This is a genomic window from Streptomyces sp. NPDC048290 (genome assembly GCF_040652095.1).
Lineage (GTDB): Bacteria > Actinomycetota > Actinomycetes > Streptomycetales > Streptomycetaceae > Streptomyces.
In genome coordinates, this window is the sequence record NZ_JBEZLM010000008.1 from 85,778 (window position 1) to 108,603 (window position 22,826).

At 72.6% G+C, this 22,826-nt stretch carries 20 protein-coding genes; 11 read left to right on the forward strand and 9 right to left on the reverse strand.

The window, feature by feature from the left end:
* The first annotated feature begins 52 nt into the window (after positions 1–52).
* A complete protein-coding gene (locus AB0D49_RS15730) occupies positions 53–817 on the forward strand; it encodes a hypothetical protein (RefSeq protein ID WP_362757163.1) in 765 nt (254 codons plus the stop codon).
* Here the strand turns inward: AB0D49_RS15730 and AB0D49_RS15735 are convergent.
* Together AB0D49_RS15735 and cobT are read right to left on the reverse strand one after the other, a co-directional pair.
* On the reverse strand, positions 757–1,467 hold the full coding sequence (locus AB0D49_RS15735) for a hypothetical protein (protein ID WP_362757166.1): 711 nt from the start codon (positions 1,465–1,467) through the stop codon (positions 757–759). The genes AB0D49_RS15730 and AB0D49_RS15735 overlap by 61 nt on opposite strands.
* Positions 1,468–1,527: 60 nt before the next feature.
* Positions 1,528–2,658, reverse strand: coding sequence for a nicotinate-nucleotide--dimethylbenzimidazole phosphoribosyltransferase (gene cobT / locus AB0D49_RS15740; protein WP_362757170.1), 1,131 nt, complete (start codon positions 2,656–2,658; stop codon positions 1,528–1,530).
* Between the two features lie 161 nt (positions 2,659–2,819).
* Here cobT and AB0D49_RS15745 point away from each other — a divergent pair, with 161 nt between their 5' ends.
* Entirely contained in the window at positions 2,820–3,911 is a 1,092-nt protein-coding gene (locus tag AB0D49_RS15745; protein WP_362757173.1) for a class I SAM-dependent methyltransferase, read from the forward strand.
* 360 nt (positions 3,912–4,271) lie between these two features.
* Here the strand turns inward: AB0D49_RS15745 and AB0D49_RS15750 are convergent, their stop codons facing one another.
* Positions 4,272–5,486, reverse strand: coding sequence for a bifunctional adenosylcobinamide kinase/adenosylcobinamide-phosphate guanylyltransferase (locus tag AB0D49_RS15750; RefSeq protein ID WP_362757177.1), 1,215 nt, complete (start codon positions 5,484–5,486; stop codon positions 4,272–4,274).
* Positions 5,487–5,683: 197 nt separating this feature from the next.
* On the opposite strand from AB0D49_RS15750, the gene AB0D49_RS15755 reads away from it, so the two are divergent.
* Positions 5,684–5,899: a hypothetical protein gene (locus tag AB0D49_RS15755; RefSeq protein ID WP_362757180.1), complete on the forward strand. Its 216-nt coding sequence runs from the start codon at positions 5,684–5,686 to the stop codon at positions 5,897–5,899.
* 69 nt (positions 5,900–5,968) lie between these two features.
* Here AB0D49_RS15755 and AB0D49_RS15760 read toward each other — a convergent pair whose 3' ends face one another.
* The 3 genes from AB0D49_RS15760 to AB0D49_RS15770 form a co-directional block, all read right to left on the reverse strand.
* Positions 5,969–7,072, reverse strand: coding sequence for a trypsin-like peptidase domain-containing protein (locus AB0D49_RS15760; RefSeq protein ID WP_362757183.1), 1,104 nt, complete (start codon positions 7,070–7,072; stop codon positions 5,969–5,971).
* Positions 7,073–7,852: 780 nt separating this feature from the next.
* Positions 7,853–8,554 carry a methyltransferase domain-containing protein gene (locus AB0D49_RS15765; protein ID WP_362757186.1) on the reverse strand — a complete coding sequence of 234 codons (702 nt, stop codon included), beginning with the start codon at positions 8,552–8,554 and terminating at the stop codon, positions 7,853–7,855.
* 83 nt (positions 8,555–8,637) lie between these two features.
* Positions 8,638–9,267, reverse strand: coding sequence for a DUF3043 domain-containing protein (locus AB0D49_RS15770; protein WP_362757189.1), 630 nt, complete (start codon positions 9,265–9,267; stop codon positions 8,638–8,640).
* A gap of 264 nt (positions 9,268–9,531) precedes the next feature.
* On the opposite strand from AB0D49_RS15770, the gene AB0D49_RS15775 reads away from it, so the two are divergent.
* The 6 genes from AB0D49_RS15775 (at position 9,532) to AB0D49_RS15800 (ending at position 17,605) form a co-directional block, all read left to right on the forward strand.
* Entirely contained in the window at positions 9,532–10,335 is an 804-nt protein-coding gene (locus AB0D49_RS15775) for a PspA/IM30 family protein (RefSeq protein WP_362757191.1), read from the forward strand.
* Positions 10,336–10,362: 27 nt separating this feature from the next.
* Positions 10,363–10,641: a hypothetical protein gene (locus AB0D49_RS15780; RefSeq protein WP_362757194.1), complete on the forward strand. Its 279-nt coding sequence runs from the start codon at positions 10,363–10,365 to the stop codon at positions 10,639–10,641.
* Positions 10,642–11,034: 393 nt separating this feature from the next.
* The gene (locus AB0D49_RS15785) at positions 11,035–12,258 is read left to right on the forward strand and encodes a histidine kinase (protein WP_362757197.1); all 1,224 of its coding nucleotides are present in this window, start codon (positions 11,035–11,037) and stop codon (positions 12,256–12,258) included.
* 58 nt (positions 12,259–12,316) lie between these two features.
* Positions 12,317–13,000, forward strand: coding sequence for a response regulator transcription factor (locus tag AB0D49_RS15790; protein ID WP_362757199.1), 684 nt, complete (start codon positions 12,317–12,319; stop codon positions 12,998–13,000).
* 157 nt (positions 13,001–13,157) lie between these two features.
* On the forward strand, positions 13,158–16,301 hold the full coding sequence (locus AB0D49_RS15795) for an efflux RND transporter permease subunit (protein WP_362757202.1): 3,144 nt from the start codon (positions 13,158–13,160) through the stop codon (positions 16,299–16,301).
* A 236-nt stretch (positions 16,302–16,537) separates the two neighbouring features.
* Entirely contained in the window at positions 16,538–17,605 is a 1,068-nt protein-coding gene (locus AB0D49_RS15800) for a glycoside hydrolase family 19 protein (protein WP_362757738.1), read from the forward strand.
* Between the two features lie 67 nt (positions 17,606–17,672).
* Here AB0D49_RS15800 and nadA read toward each other — a convergent pair whose 3' ends face one another.
* Complete coding sequence (gene nadA / locus AB0D49_RS15805) at positions 17,673–18,857, reverse strand: quinolinate synthase NadA (protein WP_362757205.1); 1,185 nt, start codon at positions 18,855–18,857, stop codon at positions 17,673–17,675.
* Positions 18,858–19,186: 329 nt separating this feature from the next.
* Between nadA and AB0D49_RS15810 the strand changes: the two genes are divergently transcribed.
* On the forward strand, positions 19,187–19,543 hold the full coding sequence (locus AB0D49_RS15810; RefSeq protein WP_362757208.1) for an iron-sulfur cluster assembly accessory protein: 357 nt from the start codon (positions 19,187–19,189) through the stop codon (positions 19,541–19,543).
* A 79-nt stretch (positions 19,544–19,622) separates the two neighbouring features.
* On the opposite strand, the gene AB0D49_RS15815 is transcribed toward AB0D49_RS15810, so the two are convergent.
* The gene (locus tag AB0D49_RS15815; protein ID WP_362757211.1) at positions 19,623–21,275 is read right to left on the reverse strand and encodes a hypothetical protein; all 1,653 of its coding nucleotides are present in this window, start codon (positions 21,273–21,275) and stop codon (positions 19,623–19,625) included.
* Between the two features lie 178 nt (positions 21,276–21,453).
* The gene (locus AB0D49_RS15820) at positions 21,454–21,663 is read right to left on the reverse strand and encodes a hypothetical protein (protein ID WP_362757214.1); all 210 of its coding nucleotides are present in this window, start codon (positions 21,661–21,663) and stop codon (positions 21,454–21,456) included.
* A gap of 133 nt (positions 21,664–21,796) precedes the next feature.
* Here AB0D49_RS15820 and AB0D49_RS15825 point away from each other — a divergent pair, with 133 nt between their 5' ends.
* Positions 21,797–22,771, forward strand: coding sequence for a carbohydrate kinase family protein (locus AB0D49_RS15825; protein WP_362757217.1), 975 nt, complete (start codon positions 21,797–21,799; stop codon positions 22,769–22,771).
* Positions 22,772–22,826: the final 55 nt, after the last annotated feature.

Genomic DNA, 22,826 nt, shown 5'->3' on the forward strand with positions numbered 1-22,826 from the left:
ACTCCGGCGCTCACATGCCGTCATTCGGTCGATATGGGGACAGAATCGATGTATGGGGACATGGTGGGAGCGGAACATCATCGAGCCGGGCAAGCTCCCGCTGCTGCTCGCCCTGACCGCGTTCGTCGTCACCTTCCTGGTCACCCGGCTGATCACCCGGCTCATCCGGGCCGGACGCGGGCCGTTCGGCAACGTCAGGGCGGGCGGGCTGCACATCCACCATGTGGTGCCCGGCATCGTCCTCACCCTCATCGGCGGGTTCTGCGCGGTGGCGGGCGGACAGCGCGGCTTCGGATCGGCCCTGGCGGCGGTGGTGTTCGGCATCGGCGCCGGACTGGTCCTGGACGAGTTCGCGCTGATCCTGCACCTGGACGACGTGTACTGGAGCGAGGAGGGCCGCAAGAGCGTCGAGGTGGTGGTGCTGACCGCCGCACTGGTCGGACTGCTGCTGCTCGGCTACTCGCCGTTCGGCGTCGACGGCCTCAGTGAGCAGGAACTCCAGAGCCGGGGCACGGTCGCCGTCACCATCGCGGTGAACTTCCTCTTCTCCCTCGTCTGCCTCGCCAAGGGCAAGGCACGGCTCGCGATCTTCGGGGTGGTGATCCCCTTCCTCGCCTGGTTCGGCGCGATCCGCCTCGCCCGCCCCACCTCCCCCTGGGCGAAACGGCTGTACGGCCGCCGCCCCCGCGCCCGTGCCAGAGCCAGGCTCCGCGCCTACCACCACGACCGGCGCTGGGCCGGCCCCAGCCGCCGCCTTCAGGACTGGATCGGCGGCACGCCCGACCCCGAACTGGTCCGCGCCCCCGTCCGCCGCTGACGCAGCGCCGAGCCCGCGCACAGCAGCAGGGTCACCGCGATGGCCACCAGGTGCTCCTTGCCCGCCAGGTTGTTCTTGATCAGCACCTCGCCGATCATCGCCACCACCACCAGGGCCACCGTGACGTACGCCCGGTAGCGCCAGGCCACGTACACCGCGAGCCCGACCACCGCCGCCGACGGTCCGGTGTCCACGATCTGCGCGTCCGCCGCGGGCAGCCCGAACGGACCGCCCGGTCCGACCGCGATGCCGATCCGGGCGTACAAGGTGCCCGCGAGGGTGGCCAGATAGGCGATGGCGAGGGTCAGCGGGCGCCCGAGGCAGATCTCCGCGACCCCGAACATCAGCAGGATCTGCGCCAGCGCGCCCCACACGGGAAGATCGAGCGCCGGGACGAAGAGGGACAGCGGGGTGCGCAGCAGGGCCAGCCACAACGGCTCCTCGGCCCGCACCGACCCCACGTCCTCCACGAACCGGAAGCCCCAGGACTGCTGGTGCAGCACATACAGGACGACGGTCAGCGCGACCGCCGTGAGCGTCATGGGGACGGCCCGCCAGCCGTCCCGCCGCAGCCCGTCGCGCACGGTCGTGTACAGCGGCCCCCACTCGGCGCGGGCCCATCGGACGAAAGCTCTGGTGATCCTTTTCATGTCGTGAGCATTGTGCCGAGTGGGGTGGGAGTGGGGCGATATGGGCGGGTCTGTCGGGGGCTACTCGGGGTTTTCGGCGGGCTTGGGCTCGGGGCCGGGCTCGGGCTGCTCGGTGTCCGCCTCCGATTCCGGATGCTCCGGGAGTTCCGGGAGTTCCGGGAGTTCCGCGGCCAGTGCCGCCGCGCCGCGGACCAGCGGCAGGGCCAGCAGACCGCCGGTGCCCTCGCCCACCCGTACGCCCTGGGTCAGCAGCGGCTCCAGCGCCATCCGGTCCAGCGCCTTCGCCTGACCCGGCTCCCCGCTGTCGTGCCCGGCCAGCCACCAGTCCGGCGCGCGGAACGCGATCCGCTGTCCGACCAGCGCGCACGCGGCCGTCACCACCCCGTCCAGGATCACCGGCGTCTTGCGCACCGCGCACTGGAGCAGGAACCCGGTCATCGCGGCGACGTCCGCCCCGCCCACCGCCGCCAGCAGCTTCAGCTGCTCCCCGAGCACCGGCCGGGCCCGGCGCAGCGCGTCCCGGATCGCCGCGCACTTGCGCATCCAGGCCAGGTCGTCGATCGCCAGCCCGCCGCGCCCGGTCACCACCGAGGCGTCCGTGCCGCACAGCGCCGCGATCAGCACCCCGGCCACCGTGGTCCCGCCGACGCTGACATCGCCGAGCACCACCAGATCCGTACCGGAGTCGGCCTCCTCGTCGGCCACCGCGATCCCGGCGCGGAAGGCGGCCTCCGCCTCCTCCGGGGTGAGCGCGTCCTCGATGTCGATCCGCCCGCTGCCGCGCCGCACCCGGTGCCGGGTGATCTCCTCCGGCAGCGTCCCGGGGTCGCAGTCCAGCGCCATGTCCACGACCCGGACGGGCACGTCGGAGCGCCGGGCGAGCACCGACACCGGACGGCCGCCCGCCAGGACCTCCCGGACCAGCTCGGCGGCGCTGCCCGCGGGCCGGGCCGAGACACCTAGCCCGGCGATCCCGTGGTCACCGGCGAACAGCACCACCTTGGGCCGGTCCACCGGCCGCACCGGGACCACGCCCTGCGCCGCGGCCAGCCACTCGCCCAGCTCGTCCAGACGCCCCAGTGAACCGGGCGGCACGGTACGGCTCTCCCGGTGCGCCTCGGCGTCCCGGCGCACCCCGCCGTCCGGGCGCTCGATCAGATCGGTGAAGTCGTCGAGATTCAGCGCGCTCATTCGCCGAACAGTACCGGCCCGGTGGGACCGCACCTCCGCCGCGCCGCCCGGTCCGGACGCCACCCCGTCCGCACGGCGTCATTGCACCCAAGATCCCGATCCCATACGTTCCGTTTTGCAGTGAAATGTCGTACGTCGTTCCGTGCGCCCGGGAGCCGCTGATGTCCCCTTCGCCCGCCCCACCCACCCCGACCACGACCCCGGTCACCGACCGGCGGCGCGCCGCGTACGCCGCCGAACTCGCCCTGGGCACCGACCGGTTCCAGGAGCCCCGGCGCACCGACTGCCCCTGGTGCGGTGCGACCGGACCGCGGCTCCGGCTCACCACGTCCGACCTGGTGCAGCGCAAGCCCGGACGGTTCACGCTGGACGAGTGCGGGAGGTGCGGGCATGTGTTCCAGAACCCCCGGCTCACCCCCGAGGGCCTGTCCTTCTACCACTGGGACGCCGCCGAGGCGGGGCCCGGTGGTCCCGCGCCGCGCGGCCGACGGCGGCTGCGGGCCGCGGCGCGTGCGGTGCCGGGGGCGTTCGAACCGGAGAGCTGGCTCGATGTCGGCACGGGGCACGGCGACTTCCCGGACGTGGCGCGGGAGTTCTTCCCGTACACCGCGTTCGACGGGCTCGACGCCACGCCGCGGGTGGTGCGGGCCCGGGAGGCGGGGCGGATCGAGGAGGCCCACATCGGCCGGCTCACCGCCCCGGCGACGGCCGCGCGGCTGCGGGCCCGGTACGACGTCGTCAGCCTGCTGCACCAGTTGGAGCGCACGCCGGACCCGCGCGCGGAGCTGGCGGGCGCGCTGGGGGCGTTGCGGGCGGGCGGGTATCTGCTGCTGGAGCTGACGGACCCGGGGTGTCTGTACGCGGGGCTGCTGGGGCGGTGGTGGCTGCCGCATACCCAGCCGGGGCATCTGCATCTGCTGCCGGTGGGGAACGTGTGCGCGGAGTTGGAGGCCGGGGGGTGCGAGGTGGTGTCCGTGGACCGGCGGGCGCATGCGCCGGTCGATCTGGGGGCGGCGGCGGAGTTGGTGCGGGGGTGTGTGTTGCCGGAGGGGGATGTGCCGTGGCGGGAGGCGGGGGTACGGCCGGTGTGGGGGCGGGTACGGGGTGCTGCGGGGCCGGTGGTCGGGGCCGCGAGGGTGGCCGACGGTCTGCTGGCACCGCTGCTCCGGCGGACCCGCTTCTCGAACACGTACCGGGTCGTCGCCCGACTGCGGCCCGGCGGGGCCCCTTCGCGCAGTTCCCCGCGCCCCTAAAAGACAGGGCGCTGCCCTCGCCCGGGTGTATTGGTGCCGTAGCTCGCTCCCCTGTGCGCGGTTCCCCGCGCCCCTAAAAGCAGGGCGCTGTCGCCGCTGCACCTGTCACCGCCCCAGCTGCGGGCAGTCGTGCCGCAGGGCGATGGGGGTCCCCCCGCGCGAGCGAAGCCGAGCGTGGGGGAGGGTGGGCGCAGCGGCACCCCGCTCGCGCGGGTGAGCGCCCCCCGGCCCCCCACTCAGCCGCGGAAGACCACCACCTGGCCGCCCCGCAGCACCCCCACTCAGCCGCGCGGCACCGTTACTTGGCCCCACGCCCCCACCTAACCGCTGAGGACCCCACCTGGCCCCGCAGCCCCCCACTCACCCCCGCAGCACCACCACCTGCCCCGCGACCACCAGCAACACCTGTTCGCACTCCGCTGCCAGCGCGGCGTTCGCGCGGCCCAGTTCGTCCCGGAAGCGTCTGCCGGAGGCCGTCGCGGGGACGACGCCCGAGCCCACCTCGTTCGACACCAGCACCACCACCCGCCGCGCCCCCCGCACCCCCGCCGCCAACGCCCGCACCCGCCCCCGCAGCGCCTTCTCCCCGCCGTCCGCCCACACCGCGTCGTCCCACGCCCCGACCGTGTCCATCGCGTCCGTCAGCCACAGCGACACACAGTCGATCAGCAGCGGCGGCCCCTCCTCCGCCAGCAGCGGCAGCACCTCGCAGGTCTCCAGCGTCCGCCACGACCCCGGCCGCCGCTCCCGGTGCGCCGCCACCCGCGCCGCCCACTCACCGTCCCCGCTCCGCCCGCCCCCGGTCGCCACGTACACCACGTCCGGGAAGGACTCCAGCCGCCGTTCCGCCTCCACCGACTTGCCCGAACGCGCCCCGCCCAGCACCAGCGTCCGCCGCGGCACATCGGGCACGTCCTCGTACCCGCCCACCGCCAGCGTCGTCCCGTCCGGCACCGCCCGCGCCCCCGCCGCCGCCAGCCGGCGCGCCAGCTCCGCGCCCGGCGGCACGTCATGGTCCAGATGGACGGCGACGACATCCGTCGTAGGGCCGATCCCGCCCACCGCGCGCAGCCGCGCCAGCGCGTCCGGACGGCCGGTCACATCCGCCAGCACCATGTCGTACGGCTCCGTACCGCCCGGCCCCGGCGCCTCCTCCAGACCGGCGGGCGCCCCGCCCGGCGGCAGATACAGCAGCCGCAGCCCGTCCGGGCCGGTCACCGCGTACCCCGTGCCCGGCGCGTCCATCGCCACCGCCCGCACCCGGTGCCCGGTCAGCAGCGCCAGCTCCCGGCCGTCGGGCACCCGGCCCGGCTGCGGCAGCCCGGCGGGCACCTCCAGCGGCGGCCCGTCGTGCGGATGCGACAGCAGCACCTGCCGTACCCCGCCCAGCGACCGCCCCGCACGTGCCGCCGCGAACGCCACGCCCGGTGTCAGATCCAGCAGCAGCGTCCCGTCCACCAGCAGCGCGGTCGCCGCGCGGGCGGCCGGGCCCAGCGCGGTGGCGCAGGTCGCGCAGGGACAGTCGGGGCGGGGCAGGCCCGCGGGGGCGCCGGTGCCGAGCAGAGTCAGTTCCACGGACCGATTTTCCCCGCTCGCCGCGGACCCCGCCCGCGCACGGGGCACGGGAGTCCGGGCGGTCCGGGGCGGACCCACCCGCTGTGATCGATCACCTGCGGTCCGCGACCGCGCGCCCGGCGGACCGCTTAGGCTCGGGGCGGGACCGGATCAAGGTCCGGCCCGGCTCTGCACGCGCTGACATCAGGGAGGCCCGAATGGCGGCATGGACGTGGCGGTTCGAGAAGGCCGACGGGACGGAGGTCCAGCCCGCGGTGGTGCCCGAGGAGTTCACCACGCAGGGCGACGCCGAGTCCTGGATCGGGGAGTACTGGAAGGAACTGCTCGCGGGCGGCGCCGACCAGGTGCGCCTCTTCGAGGACCTCACGGAGATCTACGGGCCGATGAGCCTGCACGCCGCCGCCGAGGCGTGACCGGGAACCGGGGAAGGGGTCGTCCGCCCCTTCCCCGCCCCTGACTCCGCCCGCGTTTTCCAGCCGTCCTCACTGCTCACCCAGCGTCACGTCCGCCGTCCGCTCGGCCCCGTTCCGGGTGTACGTCACCGTCGTCTTGTCGCCGGGCTTGTCGCCGGCCAGGGCCTCCGACAGGGAGGTGATGGTGGTGATGTCGGTGTCCCCGAGCCGGATGATGATGTCCCCGGCCTCCAGGCCCGCCTTCGCGGCGGCGCCACCGCTCTCCACCGACACCACGGCCACTCCGGCGGCCTGGGCGGCGCTGTCCACGACGGTCCGGCCGACGATGCCGAGGGCGGCCCGCCCGGAGTCGGTGACCCGGCCGTCCTTGATGATCTGGTCGGCGACCGTCTTCACCATGTTCGCCGGGATGGCGAACCCGATGCCGGGCGCCGCGCTGTTGCCGAGGTCGGGGTCGGTCGCGGCCAGCGTGGGAATGCCGATCACCTCACTGTCCAGGTCCACCAGCGCGCCCCCGCTGTTGCCGGGGTTGATCGCCGCCGAGGTCTGGATCATGTTGGGGATGGTGGCGCCCGTACCGCCGCCGGACTGGCTCTCGCTGACGGTCCGGCCGGTCGCCGACACGATGCCCTCGGTCACGCTGGACGACAGTCCGAGCGGTGAGCCCATCGCCAGGACGATGTCCCCGACCTGCACCTTCGAGGAGTCCCCGAACTTCGCCGGGGCCAGGCCGTCCGGCACCGAGTCCAGCTTGACGACCGCGAGATCCTGCTCGGGGTAGGCGAACACCAGCTTGGCCGTCAGCGGCTCCTCGCTGCTGGCGGTCGTCACCTGGAAGGACTCCTCACCGCCGACCACATGGGCGTTGGTGACGATATGGCCCTTGTCGTCGTAGACCACGCCGGAGCCCAGATCGCTGGTGGCCTGGATCTGCACCACCGACGGCAGCACGTTCTTGATGACCGTCAGATAGCCGTTCTGGAGATCGTCGGCGGCCCGTGGCGCGGACGCCTGGGCGGTGTCCGCACCGCCCTGCTCGTCCTTGGCCGCCGACCCGGAGCCGGAGCACCCGGCGGCCAGCGCGAGACAGCAGGACAGGGCGACGACCGGCCCGGCCAGCCGCGGTATGCGCAGCGGCGCTCGGAGCGGTACACGGAATCGGGAAGCGTCCATGCCCCGAGTCTCACGGCGCCCCGCCCCGGCGGCCCGCCGTACTGACCCGTACGGGTCCCGACGCCGGCGCCTTCAGCCCGACCTGTGGGGATCCTGGCGCCAGCGCCCTCAGCCCCGACCCGGAGGGGTCCCACCGCCGTAGTCCTCGTCCCCGACTCCGGACGGGTCCCGATCCCTGCGTCCTCAGCCCCGACCCTGTACGGGTCCCGATGCCGATGCCCTCAGCCCTGACCCGTGGGGTTCCTGGTGGCAGCGCCCTCAGCCCCGACCTGGAGGGGTCCCCCCGCCGTAGTCCTCGGCCCCGACTCCGGGCGGGTCCCGATGTCGGTCTCCTCAGCCTCGACCCGGAGGGGTCCCGATGCCGTAGTCCTCGGCCCCGAACTGGGGTTCCTGGTGGCGGCGTCTTCAGCGCCGACCTGGAGGGGTTCCGCCGCCGTAGTCCTCGGCCCTGACCTGGACGGATCCCGATCGCGGCGTCCTCAGCCCCGACCCCGGACGGGTCCCGATGCCGATGCCCTCAGCCCTGACCCGTGGGGTTCCTGGTGACGGCGTCTTCAGCCCCGACCCGGAGGGGTCCCGATGCCGTAGTCCTCGGCCCCGACTCCGGACGGGTCCCGATCCCGGCGTCCTCAGCCCCGACCCTGTACGGGTCCCGATGCCGATGCCCTCAGCCCTGACCCGTGGGGGGCCTGGTGGTGGCGTCCTCAGCCCCGACCCGGGCGGGTCGGCGATGTCGTCGTCCTCGGCTCCGACCCCGTACGCGTCCCGAAGTCGGCGCCCTCAGCCCCGTACCCCGCACAGATGGAGAAGCGCCGCCACTCCCCGGTAGGGGTCCGTGCGGCCCGCTCGGTCCTCCGCCGCGAGCAGGGTCTCCAGATCGTCCGGCAGCGCGGCGTCGTCCGGCGCGGTGTCCGTGAAGACCCGCACGCCGTACCAGGCGTTCAGCGGGGCGCCGATCCCGGCGAGGGTGTTGGTCAGCGCCGGGAGGCGGTCCGCGCGGACGTCCAGGCCCAGGCGGTTGCGGTACACCGTGCTGTCGAAGGCGGCCAGCGCGCCCGTCCAGTCGCCGGACAGACCCGGCCGCAGCGCCAGCGCGTCACCATTGCGCACCAGCAGCGACAGCAGACCCCCCGGAGCCATCACCCGGGCCAGCCCGGCCAGCAGCGGGTCGGGCTCCTCCACGTACATCAGCACCCCGTGGCACAGCACCACGTCGAAGCTGCCCGGCAGGAAGTGGACGCCGGTGTCCCGGCCGTCGCCCTGCACGATCCGCATCCGCTCGCGGATGCCCTCCGGTTCGGCCGCCAGTGCCGCGCGCGCGGCCTCGATCATCGTGGCGTCCTGCTCGACGCCGGTCACCTGGTGACCGGCCCGCGCCAGCCGCAGCGCCTGGGTGCCCTGGCCCATGCCCACATCGAGCACCCGCAGCCGCTGCCCGACCGGGAACCGCCCGGCTATCTGCTCCTCCAGCTGCCGGGCCACCAGCTCCTGCCGCACGACATCGCGCAGATGACCGAGCCGCCCCAGCCACTTACGGGCCGCACCTCCGGAGAACGACGCAGCGCTCAGGGCCGCTCTCCACGCTTGACCTGCGGCTTGGGCAGCCGGAGCCGACGCATCTGGAGCGAGCGCATCAGCGCGTAGGCCACCGCGCCCCGCTTGTTGTCGTCCGGGAACTTCTCGGCGAGCCGCTTCTTCAGCCGGAAGCCGGTGACGAAGGAGTCCAGCACGATCAGCACGATCACCACCAGCCACAACAGCAGCGCGATGGTCTGGAGCTGGCCCACCCGGACCATGGACAGCACCAGGATCACCACGGCCATCGGCAGGAAGTACTCCGCCACGTTGAACCGCGAGTCGATGTAGTCGCGGGCGAAGCGCCGCACCGGACCCTTGTCGCGCGCCGGGAGATAGCGCTCGTCGCCGCCCGCCAGCGCCTTGCGCTGCTTCTCCAGGGCGGCCCGGCGCTCCTCACGGCTGCGCCGGGACGCCTCCTTGCGCGTCGTCGGCGTATTCGCCACGCTGCGGCGCTGGGTACGGGCCTCACTGCGCTTGGGCGTGGGCCTGCCCTTCGGGGCCTGCGGGTCACGGGTCTGCGGGGAGTCGGTCAGCTGCGCCTGCTCGGCTGCGGCGGCCTTCTCGTCTTTGGCACGGCTACGGAACACAAAACCCAAGGGTACGGGGTGCCCAGGCATGGACCCCAGCCCCGGGGGGAACGATCCCGCAACACCGGACGTCTGTACGGGGACAGAGGGGACGATTGCGTACCGGTCCGACCGCCGGGGCAAGGGGTCCGAGGGGACCACCTACTCCCTAGGCGGGATCGGACGGCCGCTTACTCGTCCTTGGGGAGGAGCGCATCCGACCCGGAACAGTGCGTCAATGGATGCAGGGCCCGTACTGTGGGTTCTGTCGCAGAGCTGGAGCTGGAGTCCGTCAGAAGGGGGCGCGCGAAGCCCATGAGCGGTGTCATGAAGCGTATGGGGATGATCTTCCGCGCGAAGGCGAACAAGGCCCTTGACCGGGCCGAGGACCCGCGCGAGACCCTCGATTACTCGTACCAGAAGCAGCTGGAGCTGCTCCAGAAGGTCCGCCGCGGGGTCGCGGACGTGGCCACCTCGCGCAAGCGGCTGGAGTTGCAGCTCAACCAGCTCCAGAACCAGTCCGGCAAGCTGGAGGACCAGGGCCGCAAGGCGCTGGCGCTCGGCCGTGAGGACCTCGCCCGTGAGGCGCTGTCCCGCCGTGCCGCCCTCCAGCAGCAGGTCACCGACCTGGAGACACAGCACGCCACGCTCCAGGGCGAGGAGGAGAAGCTCACCCTGGCGGCCCAGCGCCTCCAGGCCAAGGTGGACGCCTTCCGGACGAAGAAGGAGACCATCAAGGCCACCTACACCGCCGCCCAGGCGCAGACCCGGATCGGCGAGGCGTTCTCCGGCATCTCCGAGGAGATGGGCGACGTCGGGCTGGCCATCCAGCGGGCCGAGGACAAGACCGCGCAGCTCCAGGCGCGGGCCGGCGCGATCGACGAGCTGCTCGCCTCCGGCGCCCTGGACGACCCCTCCGGCATGGCCAAGGACGACATCCAGGCCGAGCTGGACCGGCTCTCCGGTGGTACGGATGTAGAGCTGGAGCTCCAGCGGATGAAGGCGGAGCTGGCGGGCGGATCGTCGTCCGGTCAGCAGGCCATCGAGGGCGGCCCCGGCCAGTCCCAGCCGCAGTCCCAGCAGCAGCCGCAGGACACCCCGAGGTTCGACAAGCAGTAGACCCGGGCCCACGCCGAGGAGGGCGACATGATCGTACGGATCATGGGGGAGGGGCAGGTGAGGCTGGCCGAGAGCCACCTCGCCGACCTGGACAAGCTCGACGACGAACTCCTGGAGGAGATGGAGTCCGGCGACGGACCGGGCTTCCGCCGCACCCTCCACGCCCTGCTCCAGGAGGTCCGCACCCTGGGCACGCCCCTCCCCGACGACGCCCTCGAACCCTCCGACCTCATCCTCCCGTCGCCGGAAGCGACGCTGGAGGAGGTCAGAGACCTCCTGAGCGACGAGGGTCTGATCCCCGGCTGACCTCGCCCCGGCCGTCAGGACCGACCCGACCAAGCACGCCATCGGGCTCGCCTCACGGCTCTGGGCTTGCCCCACGGTTCAGGGCTCACCTCACGGCTCCGGGCTCGCCTCACGGCTCCGGGCTCGCCCGACGCCCTCGGGCTCGCCTCACGGCTCCGGGCTCGCCCGACGCCTCCAGCCCCGCCCCACGGCTCTGGCTCGCCCACGCCTCCGGGCTCGCCCCACGAACTCCGGGTCGGCCCGCGCTCCGGGCTCACCCCATGGCTTCAGGGCCCACCCCAGCCGCGCCCTCCGGGCCACCCCAGCTCCGGCCCGCCCCCCGGCGCCTCCTCCCCGGCGCCTCCCCCCCCGCCCGATAGGAACCCGCCCCGTGCCCGGTTACCGTAAATCTCCGTGAGCACACTCGACCGCGCCCGGCGTCACACCCGCGCACACCCGCTGGCGCTGGACGCGGTGCTGGCGGCGGCGGTGCTGGTGTGCATGGTCGCCGGGTCCTTCACCGACTCGCACGGGGAGCACGGCGTCAGCTGGGGCATCCGCACCCCCGACGCCCTGGGCCTGGTGCTGATGACCCTCGGCGCCACGGCGCTGATCTTCCGGCGCCGCGCCCCGCTCGCCGTCCTCACCGCCACCAGCGCCCTCACCATCGTGGAGAACGTCTCCAGCGCCTCCCGCGCCCCCGTCGCGATGGCCGCCGTCGTCGCCCTCTACACCGTCGCCGCCCGCACCGACCGGCACACCACCTGGCGGGTCGCCCTGCTCACCACCGCCGCGCTCGCCGGGTCCGCGATGCTCGCCGGGCCGCTGCCCTGGTACGCCCAGGAGAACCTGGGGATCATCGCCTGGACCGGTATCGGCGCCACCGCCGGGGACGCCGTACGCAGCCGCCGCGCCTTCGTCCAGGCCATCCAGGACCGGGCCGAGAAGGCCGAACGCACCCGGGAGGAGGAGGCCCGCCGCCGGGTCGCCGAGGAACGGCTGCGCATCGCCCGCGATCTGCACGATGTCGTCGCCCACCACATCGCCCTGGTCAATGTGCAGGCCGGGGTCGCCGCCCATGTCATGGACAAGCGCCCCGACCAGGCCAAGGAGGCGCTCGCCCATGTCCGCGAGGCCAGCCGCTCCGCGCTGAACGAACTGCGCGCCACGGTCGGTCTGCTCCGCCAGTCCGACGACCCCGAGGCCCCCACCGAACCGGCCCCCGGCCTCGCCGTGCTCGACGAGCTGGTCGCCACCTTCCACCACGCCGGGCTGCGGATCGAGGTGGCCCGCGCCGACCAGGGCGTCACCCTCCCCGCCGCCGTCGACCTGGCCGCCTACCGGGTCATCCAGGAAGCCCTCACCAACGTCCAGAAACACGCCGGTGTCGAGGCGAAGGCCGAGGTCAGCGTGGTCCGGGTGGGGCCCGACATCGAGATCACCGTGCTGGACGACGGCGGCGGCGACACCTCCGCCCCGCCGCCCGGCGGCGGACACGGCCTGCTCGGGATGCGGGAGCGGGTCACCGCCGTACGCGGCACCCTGACCACCGGACCCCGCTACGGCGGCGGCTTCCGCGTCCATGCGATCCTGCCGGTCAGGACCACGAAGCCCGTGCCCACCGGGGAGCCCAGATGACCGCACGCGCCACCGCAAGCGCCACCGCGCGCCCCCGAATACCCGCCGGAGCGCCCGTATGACCATCCGGGTGCTCCTCGCCGACGACCAGGCCCTGTTGCGCAGCGCGTTCCGGGTGCTGGTGGACTCCGAGCCCGACATGGAGGTGGTCGGGGAGGCGTCCGACGGGGCCGAGGCGGTGCGGCTGGCCCGGCAGGAGCGGGTGGACGTGGTCCTCATGGACATCCGGATGCCCGGCACCGACGGCCTCGCCGCCACCCGCATGATCAGCGCGGACCCGGCCCTCGCCCATGTCCGGATCGTCATCCTCACCACCTTCGAGGTCGACGACTACGTGGTGCAGTCGCTGCGCGCCGGGGCCTCCGGGTTCCTCGGCAAGGGCTCCGAGCCCGAGGAACTGCTCAGCGCCATACGGCTCGCCGCCGACGGTGAGGCGCTGCTCTCGCCCGCCGCCACCAAGGGCCTGATCGCCCGCTTCCTCGCCCAGGGCGACGACTCCGCCGCCGAGCACGACCCGGCCCGCGCCGAGCGGCTCGAGGCGCTCACCGGCCGGGAGCGCGAGGTGCTGGTGCAGGTCGCCGGGGGCCACTCCAACGACGAGATCGCCGAGCGGCTCTCGGTCAGTCCGCTCACCGTGAAGACCCATGTCAACCGGGCCATGGCCAAGCTCGGCGCCCGCGACCGGGCCCAGCTCGTCGTCATCGCGTACGAGTCGGGCCTGGTCCGCCCAAGGGTGGACTGACCCCGGCCCGGCCCTACTGCACCCGCAGTATGCGCGGCATAAGGATCTGGACCTGGGGGCGACGGATCGGGCCTCGTCCATGGCTCAGGGTGTTGAGGTGGGGGCGGTCGTCCACGCCCACCGCTTCGCCCCGGCCACGGAAGAGAGACGCTGACCCATGTCCTGGCTGTCCAGATTCAGCCTCGCGCAACGGGCCCTGATAGGGCTGATGTCCATCATCGCGCTCGCCTTCGGGGCGATCGCGATCCCGCAGCTCAAGCAGCAGCTGCTGCCCACCATCGAACTGCCCATGGTGTCGGTGATCGCGCCGTACCAGGGCGCGTCCCCGGACGTGGTCGAGAAGCAGGTCGTCGAGCCGATCGAGAACAGCCTCGAAGCGGTCGACGCCATCTCCGGCGTCACCTCCACCGCCAGCGAGGGCAACGCCGTGATCATGGCGTCCTTCGACTACGGCCCCGACACCCAGCAGCTGGTCGCCGATGTCCAGCAGGCCGTCAACCGGGCCCGCGCCCTGCTCCCGGCCGAGGTGGACCCGCAGGTCGTCGCCGGCTCGACGGACGACATACCCACCGTGGTCCTCGCCGTGACCTCGGACGAGGACCAGCAGGCGCTGGCGGACCGGCTCGACCGGACCGTCGTCCCGACCCTGGAGGGCATCGACGGCGTCGGCCAGGTCAGTGTCGACGGAGTGCGTGACCTCCAGGTCACCGTCACCCCCGACCCCGCCGCGCTCACCCGCGCCGGGCTGACCAGCCAGTCCCTCGCCCAGGCGCTCCAGGCGGGCGGGGTCACCACCCCGGCCGGGTCCTTCGACGAGGACGGCGCCAACCGCACGGTCCAGGTCGGCGGCGGCTTCACCTCGCTGCAGCAGATCGAGGACCTGAGGGTCACCGGCGAGCCCGGCACCGACCCGGTCCGGCTCGGGGACGTCGCCGAGGTGGCCGAGCGGCAGGCCGTCGCCGACTCGCTGACCCGCACCGGCGGCAGGCCCAGCCTCGCCGTCGCCGTCACCATGGACCACGACGGCAGCGCGGTCGCCATCTCCGACGCGGTCGAGGACAAGCTCGGGCAGATGCGCGAGGACCTCGGCTCCGGCGCCACCGTCACGGTGGTCTCCGACCAGGGCCCGGCGGTCTCCAAGTCCATCAAGGGCCTGACCACCGAGGGCGCCCTCGGTCTGGTCTTCGCGGTCCTGGTCATCCTGGTCTTCCTGGCGTCGATCCGCTCGACGCTGGTCACCGCGGTGAGCATTCCGCTGTCCGTGGTCCTCGCGCTGATCGTGCTGTGGACCCGCGACCTCTCCCTGAACATGCTGACGCTGGGCGCGCTCACCATCGCCATCGGCCGGGTCGTGGACGACTCGATCGTGGTCCTGGAGAACATCAAGCGCCATCTCGGCTACGGCGAGGAGCGCGAGCCCGCCATCCTCAACGCGGTCCGCGAGGTGGCCGGCGCGGTCACCTCCTCCACCCTCACCACGGTCGCCGTGTTCCTGCCGATCGGGCTGGTCGGCGGCATGGTCGGTGAGCTGTTCGGCTCGTTCAGCCTCACCGTCACCGCCGCCCTGCTGGCCTCGCTGCTGGTCTCGCTGACCGTCGTACCGGTGCTGTCGTACTGGTTCCTGCGGGCGCCCAAGGGCACCCCGGAGGATGCCGGCGAGGCGCGCAGGCTGGCCGAGGAGAAGGAGGCCAAGAGCCGGCTCCAGCGGCTGTATGTGCCGGTCCTCCAGTTCGCCACCCGGCGGCGGCTGACCAGTGTGGCCATCGCCGTGGTCGTGCTGCTCGGCACCTTCGGGATGGCGCCGCTGCTGAAGACCAACTTCTTCGAGCCGGGCGACCAGGAGGTGCTGAGCATCAAGCAGGAGCTGGCGCCCGGCACCAGCCTCGCCGCCACCGACGCCCAGGCCAAGAAGGTCGAGGAGGTCCTCGGCCGCACCGAGGGCGTCAAGGACTACCAGGTCACCATCGGCTCGTCCGGCTTCATGGCGGCCTTCGGCGGCGGCACCGACACCAACCAGGCCAGCTACTCGGTGATGCTGGAGGAGTCCGCCTCCTACGACGACGTCGAACAGCGCATCGACGGCGAGCTGAAGAAGCTCGACGGGATCGGTACGACGACTATCGCGGCCGGTGACGGCTTCGGCAGCCAGGATCTCAGCGTGGTCGTCAAGGCGGCCGACGCGGACGCCCTGCGCACCGCCTCCGAGCAGGTCCGCAAGGCGGTGGCGGAGCTGGACGACGTCACCGACGTCACCAGCGACCTGGCGCAGAGCGTGCCGCGGATCTCGGTGACCGCCAACGAGCGGGCGGCACAGGCCGGGTTCACCGACCAGACGCTGGGCGCGGTCGTCGGCGAGGCGGTGCGCGGCACCACCGCGGCGCAGGCCACGCTGGACGACACCGAGCGGGACATCGTCATCAAGGCGGCGCGGCCCGCGACCACGCTGGCCGAGCTGAAGGCGCTGCCCCTCGGCCCGGTGAAGCTCGGTGACATCGCCACCGTGGAACTGGTCGACGGCCCGGTCTCCATGACCCGGATCGACGGCCAGCGCTCGGCGACCGTCACCGCCAAGCCGACCATCGACAACACGGGCGCGGTCGGCACCGACCTCCAGAAGGCGATCGACAAGCTGAAGCTCCCGGCGGGCGCCACCGCCGAGATCGGCGGCGTCACCGCCGACCAGGACGATGCCAACGCGGACCTGATCCTGGCGATGCTCGCGGCCATCGCGATCGTCTTCATCCTGCTGGTGGCGACCTTCCGGTCGCTGGCCCAGCCGCTGATCCTGCTGGTGTCGATCCCGTTCGCGGCGACCGGCGCGATCGGGCTGCTGCTCCTCACCGGCACCCCGATGGGCGTCCCGGCGATGATCGGGATGCTGATGCTGATCGGCATCGTGGTCACCAACGCGATCGTGCTGATCGACCTGATCAACCAGTACCGCAGACAGGGGTACGGCGTGGTCGAGGCCGTGATCGAGGGCGGCCGGCACCGGCTGCGCCCGATCCTGATGACGGCCCTGGCCACCATCTTCGCGCTGCTGCCGATGGCGCTGGGCATCACCGGCGAGGGCGGCTTCATCGCCCAGCCGCTGGCGGTGGTGGTGATCGGCGGTCTGATCACCTCGACCCTGCTGACCCTGCTGCTGGTCCCGACCCTCTACGCGATGCTGGAGCTGCGCAAGGAGCGCCGGGCGAAGAAGCGGGCGGCCAAGCGGGCGCGGAAGGCGGGCTCCGGCGACGGCGGCCCGGTCTCCGGCTCCTCCGGCGCCGACAAGTCCCCGGAACCCGCGGGAGTCTGACGGCCCGTCCTGACGGCCCCCCGCCCGGCGTCCACAACGCCGGGCGGGGGGCCACAGCTTTCTCTTGGTCTAGTCCAGAACCTTGACGCGCTATTAGCTCAAGCCTTAAAAGAAGCAGTGAGCGGAGCAGTGCTCCGGTAACGCTCCCCCGCTATCCCCCACTTGAGCAGAGGCGGTTCGGCATGGGCCCGAAGTTGCGTTGGAGACGTACGGCGTCGGCGGTGGCCGGCACCCTGATGGTCGCCCTTCTGAGCGTGCTGCCCGCGCAGCCCGCCGCCGCGGCCACCGGCCAGATCAGCGGCCTGGCCGGCAAATGCGTGGACGTGGCCGCGGCCGGTACCGCCAACGGCACCGCCGTCCAGCTCTACGACTGCAACGGCACCACCGCCCAGCAGTGGAACGTCGGCTCCGACGGCACCGTCCGGGCGCTCGGCAAGTGTCTGGACGTCTCGGGCGGCTCCACCGCCGACGGCGCCCAGATCCAGCTCTGGGACTGCAACGGCTCCGGCGCCCAGCAGTGGGCCGTCTCCGCCGCCCGGGACATCGTCAACCCGCAGGCGAACAAGTGCCTGGACGTGACCGGCGCCAACAGCGCCAACGGCACCCGGCTCCAGCTGTGGACCTGCAACGGCACCGCCGCCCAGAAGTGGACCGCCCCGGCGGCCGGCGGACCGGGCACCCCGAGCGGATTCGTGGTCACCGAGGCCCAGTTCAATCAGATGTTCCCGGGCCGCAATCCCTTCTACACCTACAGCGGACTGGTCGCCGCGCTCGGCGCCTACCCGGCGTTCGCCACCACCGGCAGCGACACCGTGAAGCGCCAGGAGGCCGCAGCCTTCCTCGCCAACGTCAACCATGAGACCGGCGGTCTGGTCCACATCGTGGAGCAGAACACCGCCAACTACCCGAACTACTGCGACTGGAGCCAGCCCTACGGCTGCCCGGCGGGCCAGGCCGCCTACTACGGCCGCGGCCCGATCCAGCTCAGCTGGAACTTCAACTACCGGGCCGCCGGACTCGCCCTCGGCCTGGACCTGCTGAACAACCCGTGGCTGGTCCAGAACGACGCGTCCGTCGCCTGGCGCACCGGCCTGTGGTACTGGAACACCCAGACCGGTCCCGGCACGATGACCGGCCACAACGCCATGGTCAACGGCGCGGGCTTCGGCCAGACCATCCGCTCCATCAACGGCTCGCTGGAATGCGACGGCCGCAACCCGGCCCAGGTGCAGAGCCGGGTCGACGCCTACAACCGCTTCACCGGCATCCTCGGGGTGACCCCGGGCGCCAACCTCTACTGCTGACCCTTCACCGGCAAGGACCGGCCAGGGGCGCCCCCGGTGAGGGCACCCCTGGCCGTCCCTCTCCCGGCTACGGCAGCACGAGCATCCGCTCCAGCGCCAGCTTGGCGAACGCCTCGGTCTCCGGGTCGACCTCGATCCGGTTGACCAGCGTGCCCTCGGCGAGCGACTCCAGTGTCCACACCAGATGCGGCAGATCGATCCGGTTCATGGTCGAGCAGAAGCAGACCGTACGGTCCAGGAAGGTGATCTCCTTGCCCTCCGGCGCGAACCGGTTCGCCAGCCGCCGCACCAGGTTCAGCTCGGTGCCGATGGCCCACTTCGACCCGGCCGGGGCCGCCTCCAGCGCCTTGATGATGTACTCCGTCGAACCGACGTAGTCCGCGGCGGCCACCACCTCGTGCCGGCACTCGGGGTGCACCAGCACATTCACCCCGGGAATCCGCGCCCGGACGTCATTGACCGAGTCAAGACTGAACCGCCCGTGCACCGAGCAGTGCCCGCGCCACAGGATCATCTTCGCGGCGCGCAGCTCGTCGGCGGTCAGCCCGCCGTTCGGCTTGTGCGGGTTGTAGACCACACAGTCGTCCAGGGACATCCCCATGTCCCGGACCGCGGTGTTGCGCCCGAGGTGCTGGTCGGGCAGGAACAGCACCTTCTCGCCCTGTTCGAAGGCCCAGTCCAGGGCGCGCCGGGCGTTGGAGGAGGTGCAGATCGTGCCGCCGTGCCTGCCCGTGAACGCCTTGATGTCGGCGGACGAGTTCATGTACGACACCGGCACGACCTGCCCGGCTATCCCGGCCTCGGTCAGCACGTCCCAGCACTCGGCGACCTGCTCGGCGCTCGCCATGTCGGCCATCGAGCACCCGGCGGCCAGGTCGGGCAGGACGACCTTCTGCTCGGCGGAGGTCAGGATGTCGGCCGACTCGGCCATGAAGTGCACACCGCAGAAGACGATGTACTCCGCCTCCGGGCGGGCGGCGGCGTCCCGGGCCAGCTTGAAGGAGTCGCCGGTGACATCGGCGAACTGGATGACCTCGTCGCGCTGGTAGTGGTGACCGAGCACGAACACCTTGTCGCCCAGCTTCTCCTTGGCCGCGCGGGCGCGCTCGACCAGGTCGGGGTCGGACGGCGAGGGCAGGTCGCCGGGACACTCGACACCGCGCTCGCTCCGCGGGTCGGCCTCCCGGCCGAGGAGCAGCAGGGCGAGCGGGGTCGGCTGTACATCGAGGTCCTGAGGCTGGGCGGTGGTCACGACACGCACCCTTTCTGTTCTGCGCGCAAAGGGTCTGCGCACCCTTCTCGTCTATTTGACGCTATCTATCATAACCGCTTCATGTCAGTTTGACGACGTGCATAACGTCGATGTGACGTGAATCCCGGAGGCCACCGGAAGGCCACCGGAAGGGCGCAGGAAGAGCCGGGGCCGGTCATTCACCGTCCCCGGCGGCATGTGCGAGCATGAAAAGGGAACGGCCCCCACGGCGGGCGCGCGAGAACACGGGCGTCGGCCGGAATAGATCCGCCGGCCCCGCCGGTTGAACCGTCGGCAAGCAGTCTCCGTACAACCCGGGAGAGATGTAGATGTCCGTATCGGACGAGACCACCACCGTCACCGACGGCATCGTGCTGACCGAAGCCGCGGCGGCCAAGGTCAAGGCCCTGCTCGACCAGGAAGGCCGTGACGACCTCGCGCTGCGCGTCGCCGTCCAGCCCGGTGGCTGCTCCGGCCTGCGCTACCAGCTCTTCTTCGACGAGCGCTCCCTCGACGGGGACGTGGTCAAGGACTTCGGCGGCGTCAAGGTCGTCACCGACCGCATGAGCGCCCCCTACCTCGGCGGTGCCACCATCGACTTCGTCGACACCATCGAGAAGCAGGGCTTCACCATCGACAACCCGAACGCCACGGGTTCCTGCGCCTGCGGCGACTCGTTCAACTAAGTCGCCCGTCAGCACGTCGAAGGCGGCGGCCACCAGCTAGGTGACCGCCGCCTTCGGCGTACGTAGGGCCCGACAGCCCCTAGCGCGGCAGCCGCGCCCCCGGCTTCTCCAGCGCCACCGCCGCTCCGTCCGAGCCGACGACCTTCCGGGCGCCCAGCGGCTCGTCCAGCGCCACGGTCTGGTGCTTGACCTCGGCGATCAGAATGCAGATCTTGTCCGGCCAGGGCGTCTCGGTCACCGTCACCCGCACCTCACCGCCGCTCTCGTCCACCGAGACGGCGTAGTCCGCGCACACCCCGCCGGTGAACCGCACGGTCAGCTCCCGCCCCTCGGCCGTGTACCCCTCGACCCGCACATCCCGGGTCGGTGTCCCGCCGGGCGGCGACTCGGGCGAGGGCGCCGCCGACGCACCCGCCAGATACGCCGGGTCGACCGCCGGATGCGTCACCGTGAAGGACTCCGCCGCCCCCGCCGCCCGCACCTCGAACAGCCACGACGGCACCAGCGCCGGCTGCCCCGCCACGGTGTGCGACGCCAGCCCGAACACCGCCGACTCGACTGCGACCGCCTCCGCCACCGGCTTCCCCGGCAGGGCGGTGGCGGGCGCGCAGACCGCGTCCGGCGGCACCGTCCCGTCCAGCGGCACGGGCTCGGCACAGCCCCCGATCCCCACCTCGCCGCCGCCCGCCGTGGTGTTCAGCAGCCGCAGCGCCTCCCGCGCGCTCACCACGGGGTACGACGCTCCCTTCACCGGCGCGCCCAGGTGCCCGTTCCCGCCCACCAGCTCGCCCTGCGCCCCCACCATGAGCTGGGTGTTCCAGCCGTAGGTGGGCAGCCCGCCGACCACGGGTACGGCGTTCACCGTCCGCTGGGCACCGGTCACCTGACCGGCGTCCACCTTGGCGTCGTCCTGACCGACCGCCTTCAGCACCGGCGCGGCCACCTCCCGGGCCTCGGCCTCGCCGACCGGATCGACACTCGCCCCGGTCGGCGGCTTCGCGCAGGTGGTGGCGCTCTGGCAGGCGTCCGGTCCGGGGGCGTACCCGGTGAAGGTCCAGGCGCCCGGCGCCTCCCGGCCCACCGACAGGCTCGGCCCCTGGCCGTCCTGCCCGCCGATCCGCCAGGCGGCTCCTTCGGCGACCGGTTTCCCCTCGATCCCGAGCGCCTCGGCGAGCCGTGTCACGTCCGCCGCGGTGATGTCCCCCGACGGATGGTGGACGGACGCCGCGTCCGGCCCCTTCGGCAGCGTTCCGTCGACCCGGTACAGGGCCCCGTTCGGGTCCGGCTCACCCGGCGCGACACCGCTGTTCCCGCCGTAGCCGTCCAGGGCGAGCGGTGGGGGAGTGGGCCCGCCGGGACCGTCCCCGGCCGGTGCCCCGGCGTCGGTGTCCCGCGCCCCGTCCCCGGCGGAGGTGGCGAGATACAGCCCCCCGCCGCCCACCAGCAGCACCGCCGCGGCGACGGAGGTGATCAGCGCGAGGGACCGGTGCCGGGTGGGGCGGGACGGCGGGAGGGACGCGGTACGCGGAGCCGCCGCGGTCACTTCGGGCGCCTCGGGGTCACCGGGGCCGTCAGTGGCGTCGTCGGTGGTGTCGGCGGTGTCGGCTGTTTCGTCACGGGGAGGCGCTTCCGGGGTCTCCTGGCCCTCGGAGCCGCCTTCAGGGTCTTCAGGACCCCCAGGGGCGTCATGGCCCTCGGGGTCGGGGTGGTCGGATCGCTCCTCGGTGCTCACCGCATCGCTCCTTCGGCCGTACAGCTGTCCCGGACGACCCGGCCCCGGCGATCGAGGGCCGCTCGGACGGTCGTATGCCAGCTCCCCCGGACGGGGGACGCCGATGGGACGCGGTGGGGGAGCGCACGGTTCCCGGCGGGCGCCCCGACGCCCGCCGGAGAGTCCGCTTCCCGGTGCCTCAGTCGCCGTACTCGGACATGGCGTCCAGGAGCCGTGCCGAACCCGGCGGCACGGTGACCCCGTGGATCAGCGACGGCGGCACCGGGCTCACCGCGCCGCGCACGGGCACCGGATAGTGCGGGACCATCCGGGCGCAGTCCCCGCGCAGCGACGCGAGGCCGCCTTCGAGGTCGGCCGGGGCGGTGGAGGGGGCCTTGAGGTTCGTCATAACGGCACCGTAGGCACGCTGGAGCCCGCGAAGAAAGATCTACTATCGGGTAGTTTCGCCTGCTTCAGCGGTGCCGGGCCGACCCGGTAGCGTTGACTGTCTCTTACCGCCTCCACCCAGGAGCGTCCACGCCGTGCGCATCGCAGTCACCGGCTCCATCGCCAATGACCACCTCATGACCTTCCCCGGCCGCTTCGCCGACCAGTTGGTCGCGGACCAGCTGCACACGGTCTCGCTCTCCTTCCTGGTCGACAAGCTCGATGTCCGCCGGGGCGGGGTAGGCGCCAACATCGCCTTCGGCATGGGGCAACTGGGCACCCGGCCCGTCCTGGTCGGTGCCGCGGGCGCCGACTTCGGCGAGTACCGCGCCTGGCTCGACCGGCACGGGGTCGACACCGACTCGGTCCGGATCTCCGAGACCCTGCACACCGCCCGGTTCGTCTGCACCACCGACGCCGACCACAACCAGATCGGCTCCTTCTACACCGGCGCCATGAGCGAGGCCCGGCTGATCGAGCTGAAGACCGTGGCCGACCGGATCGGCGGTCTCGACCTGGTGCTGATCGGCGCCGACGACCCGGAGGCGATGCTCCGCCACACCGAGGAGTGCAAGACCCGCGGTATCCCGTTCGCCGCCGACTTCTCCCAGCAGATCGCCCGGATGAACGGGGAGGAGATCCGGATACTGCTGGAGGGCGCCGCGTACCTGTTCTCCAACGAGTACGAGAAGGGCCTCATCGAGGCCAAGACCGGCTGGAACGACGGGGAGATCCTCGACCGGGTCGGCCACCGGGTCACCACGCTCGGCGCGCGCGGGGTACGGATCGAGCGGGTCGGTCAGGACCCGATCGAGGTCGGCTGCGCCGAGGAGGAGCGCAAGGCCGACCCCACGGGCGTCGGCGACGCCTTCCGCGCCGGGTTCCTGTCCGGGCTGGCCTGGGGGGTCTCGCTGGAGCGGGCGGCGCAGGTCGGCTGCATGGTCGCGACGCTGGTCATCGAGACGGTGGGGACGCAGGAGTACCAGTTGCGTCGGGGGCACTTCATGGACCGGTTCACCAAGGCGTACGGGCATGAGGCTGCGGAGGAGGTTCGGGGGCATCTGGGGTGAGATGCCGGGTGCGGGTGAGTGGGGGGCATTTCGCGCAGTTCCTCCCCCAGAGGGG

Bases quoted from the DNA above. Each gene is read 5' to 3' on its own strand.
- AB0D49_RS15730 (WP_362757163.1), top strand. From the start codon at position 53: ATGGGGACATGGTGGGAGCGGAACATCATCGAGCCGGGCAAGCTCCCG.
- AB0D49_RS15810 (WP_362757208.1), top strand. From the start codon at position 19,187: ATGTCCGTATCGGACGAGACCACCACCGTCACCGACGGCATCGTGCTG.
- AB0D49_RS15760 (WP_362757183.1), bottom strand. From the start codon at position 7,072: ATGGACGCTTCCCGATTCCGTGTACCGCTCCGAGCGCCGCTGCGCATA.
- AB0D49_RS15745 (WP_362757173.1), top strand. From the start codon at position 2,820: ATGTCCCCTTCGCCCGCCCCACCCACCCCGACCACGACCCCGGTCACC.
- AB0D49_RS15790 (WP_362757199.1), top strand. From the start codon at position 12,317: ATGACCATCCGGGTGCTCCTCGCCGACGACCAGGCCCTGTTGCGCAGC.
- AB0D49_RS15795 (WP_362757202.1), top strand. From the start codon at position 13,158: ATGTCCTGGCTGTCCAGATTCAGCCTCGCGCAACGGGCCCTGATAGGG.
- AB0D49_RS15755 (WP_362757180.1), top strand. From the start codon at position 5,684: ATGGCGGCATGGACGTGGCGGTTCGAGAAGGCCGACGGGACGGAGGTC.
- AB0D49_RS15770 (WP_362757189.1), bottom strand. From the start codon at position 9,267: ATGCCTGGGCACCCCGTACCCTTGGGTTTTGTGTTCCGTAGCCGTGCC.
- AB0D49_RS15780 (WP_362757194.1), top strand. From the start codon at position 10,363: ATGATCGTACGGATCATGGGGGAGGGGCAGGTGAGGCTGGCCGAGAGC.
- AB0D49_RS15820 (WP_362757214.1), bottom strand. From the start codon at position 21,663: ATGACGAACCTCAAGGCCCCCTCCACCGCCCCGGCCGACCTCGAAGGC.
- AB0D49_RS15775 (WP_362757191.1), top strand. From the start codon at position 9,532: ATGAGCGGTGTCATGAAGCGTATGGGGATGATCTTCCGCGCGAAGGCG.
- cobT (WP_362757170.1), bottom strand. From the start codon at position 2,658: ATGAGCGCGCTGAATCTCGACGACTTCACCGATCTGATCGAGCGCCCG.
- AB0D49_RS15800 (WP_362757738.1), top strand. From the start codon at position 16,538: ATGGTCGCCCTTCTGAGCGTGCTGCCCGCGCAGCCCGCCGCCGCGGCC.
- AB0D49_RS15735 (WP_362757166.1), bottom strand. From the start codon at position 1,467: ATGAAAAGGATCACCAGAGCTTTCGTCCGATGGGCCCGCGCCGAGTGG.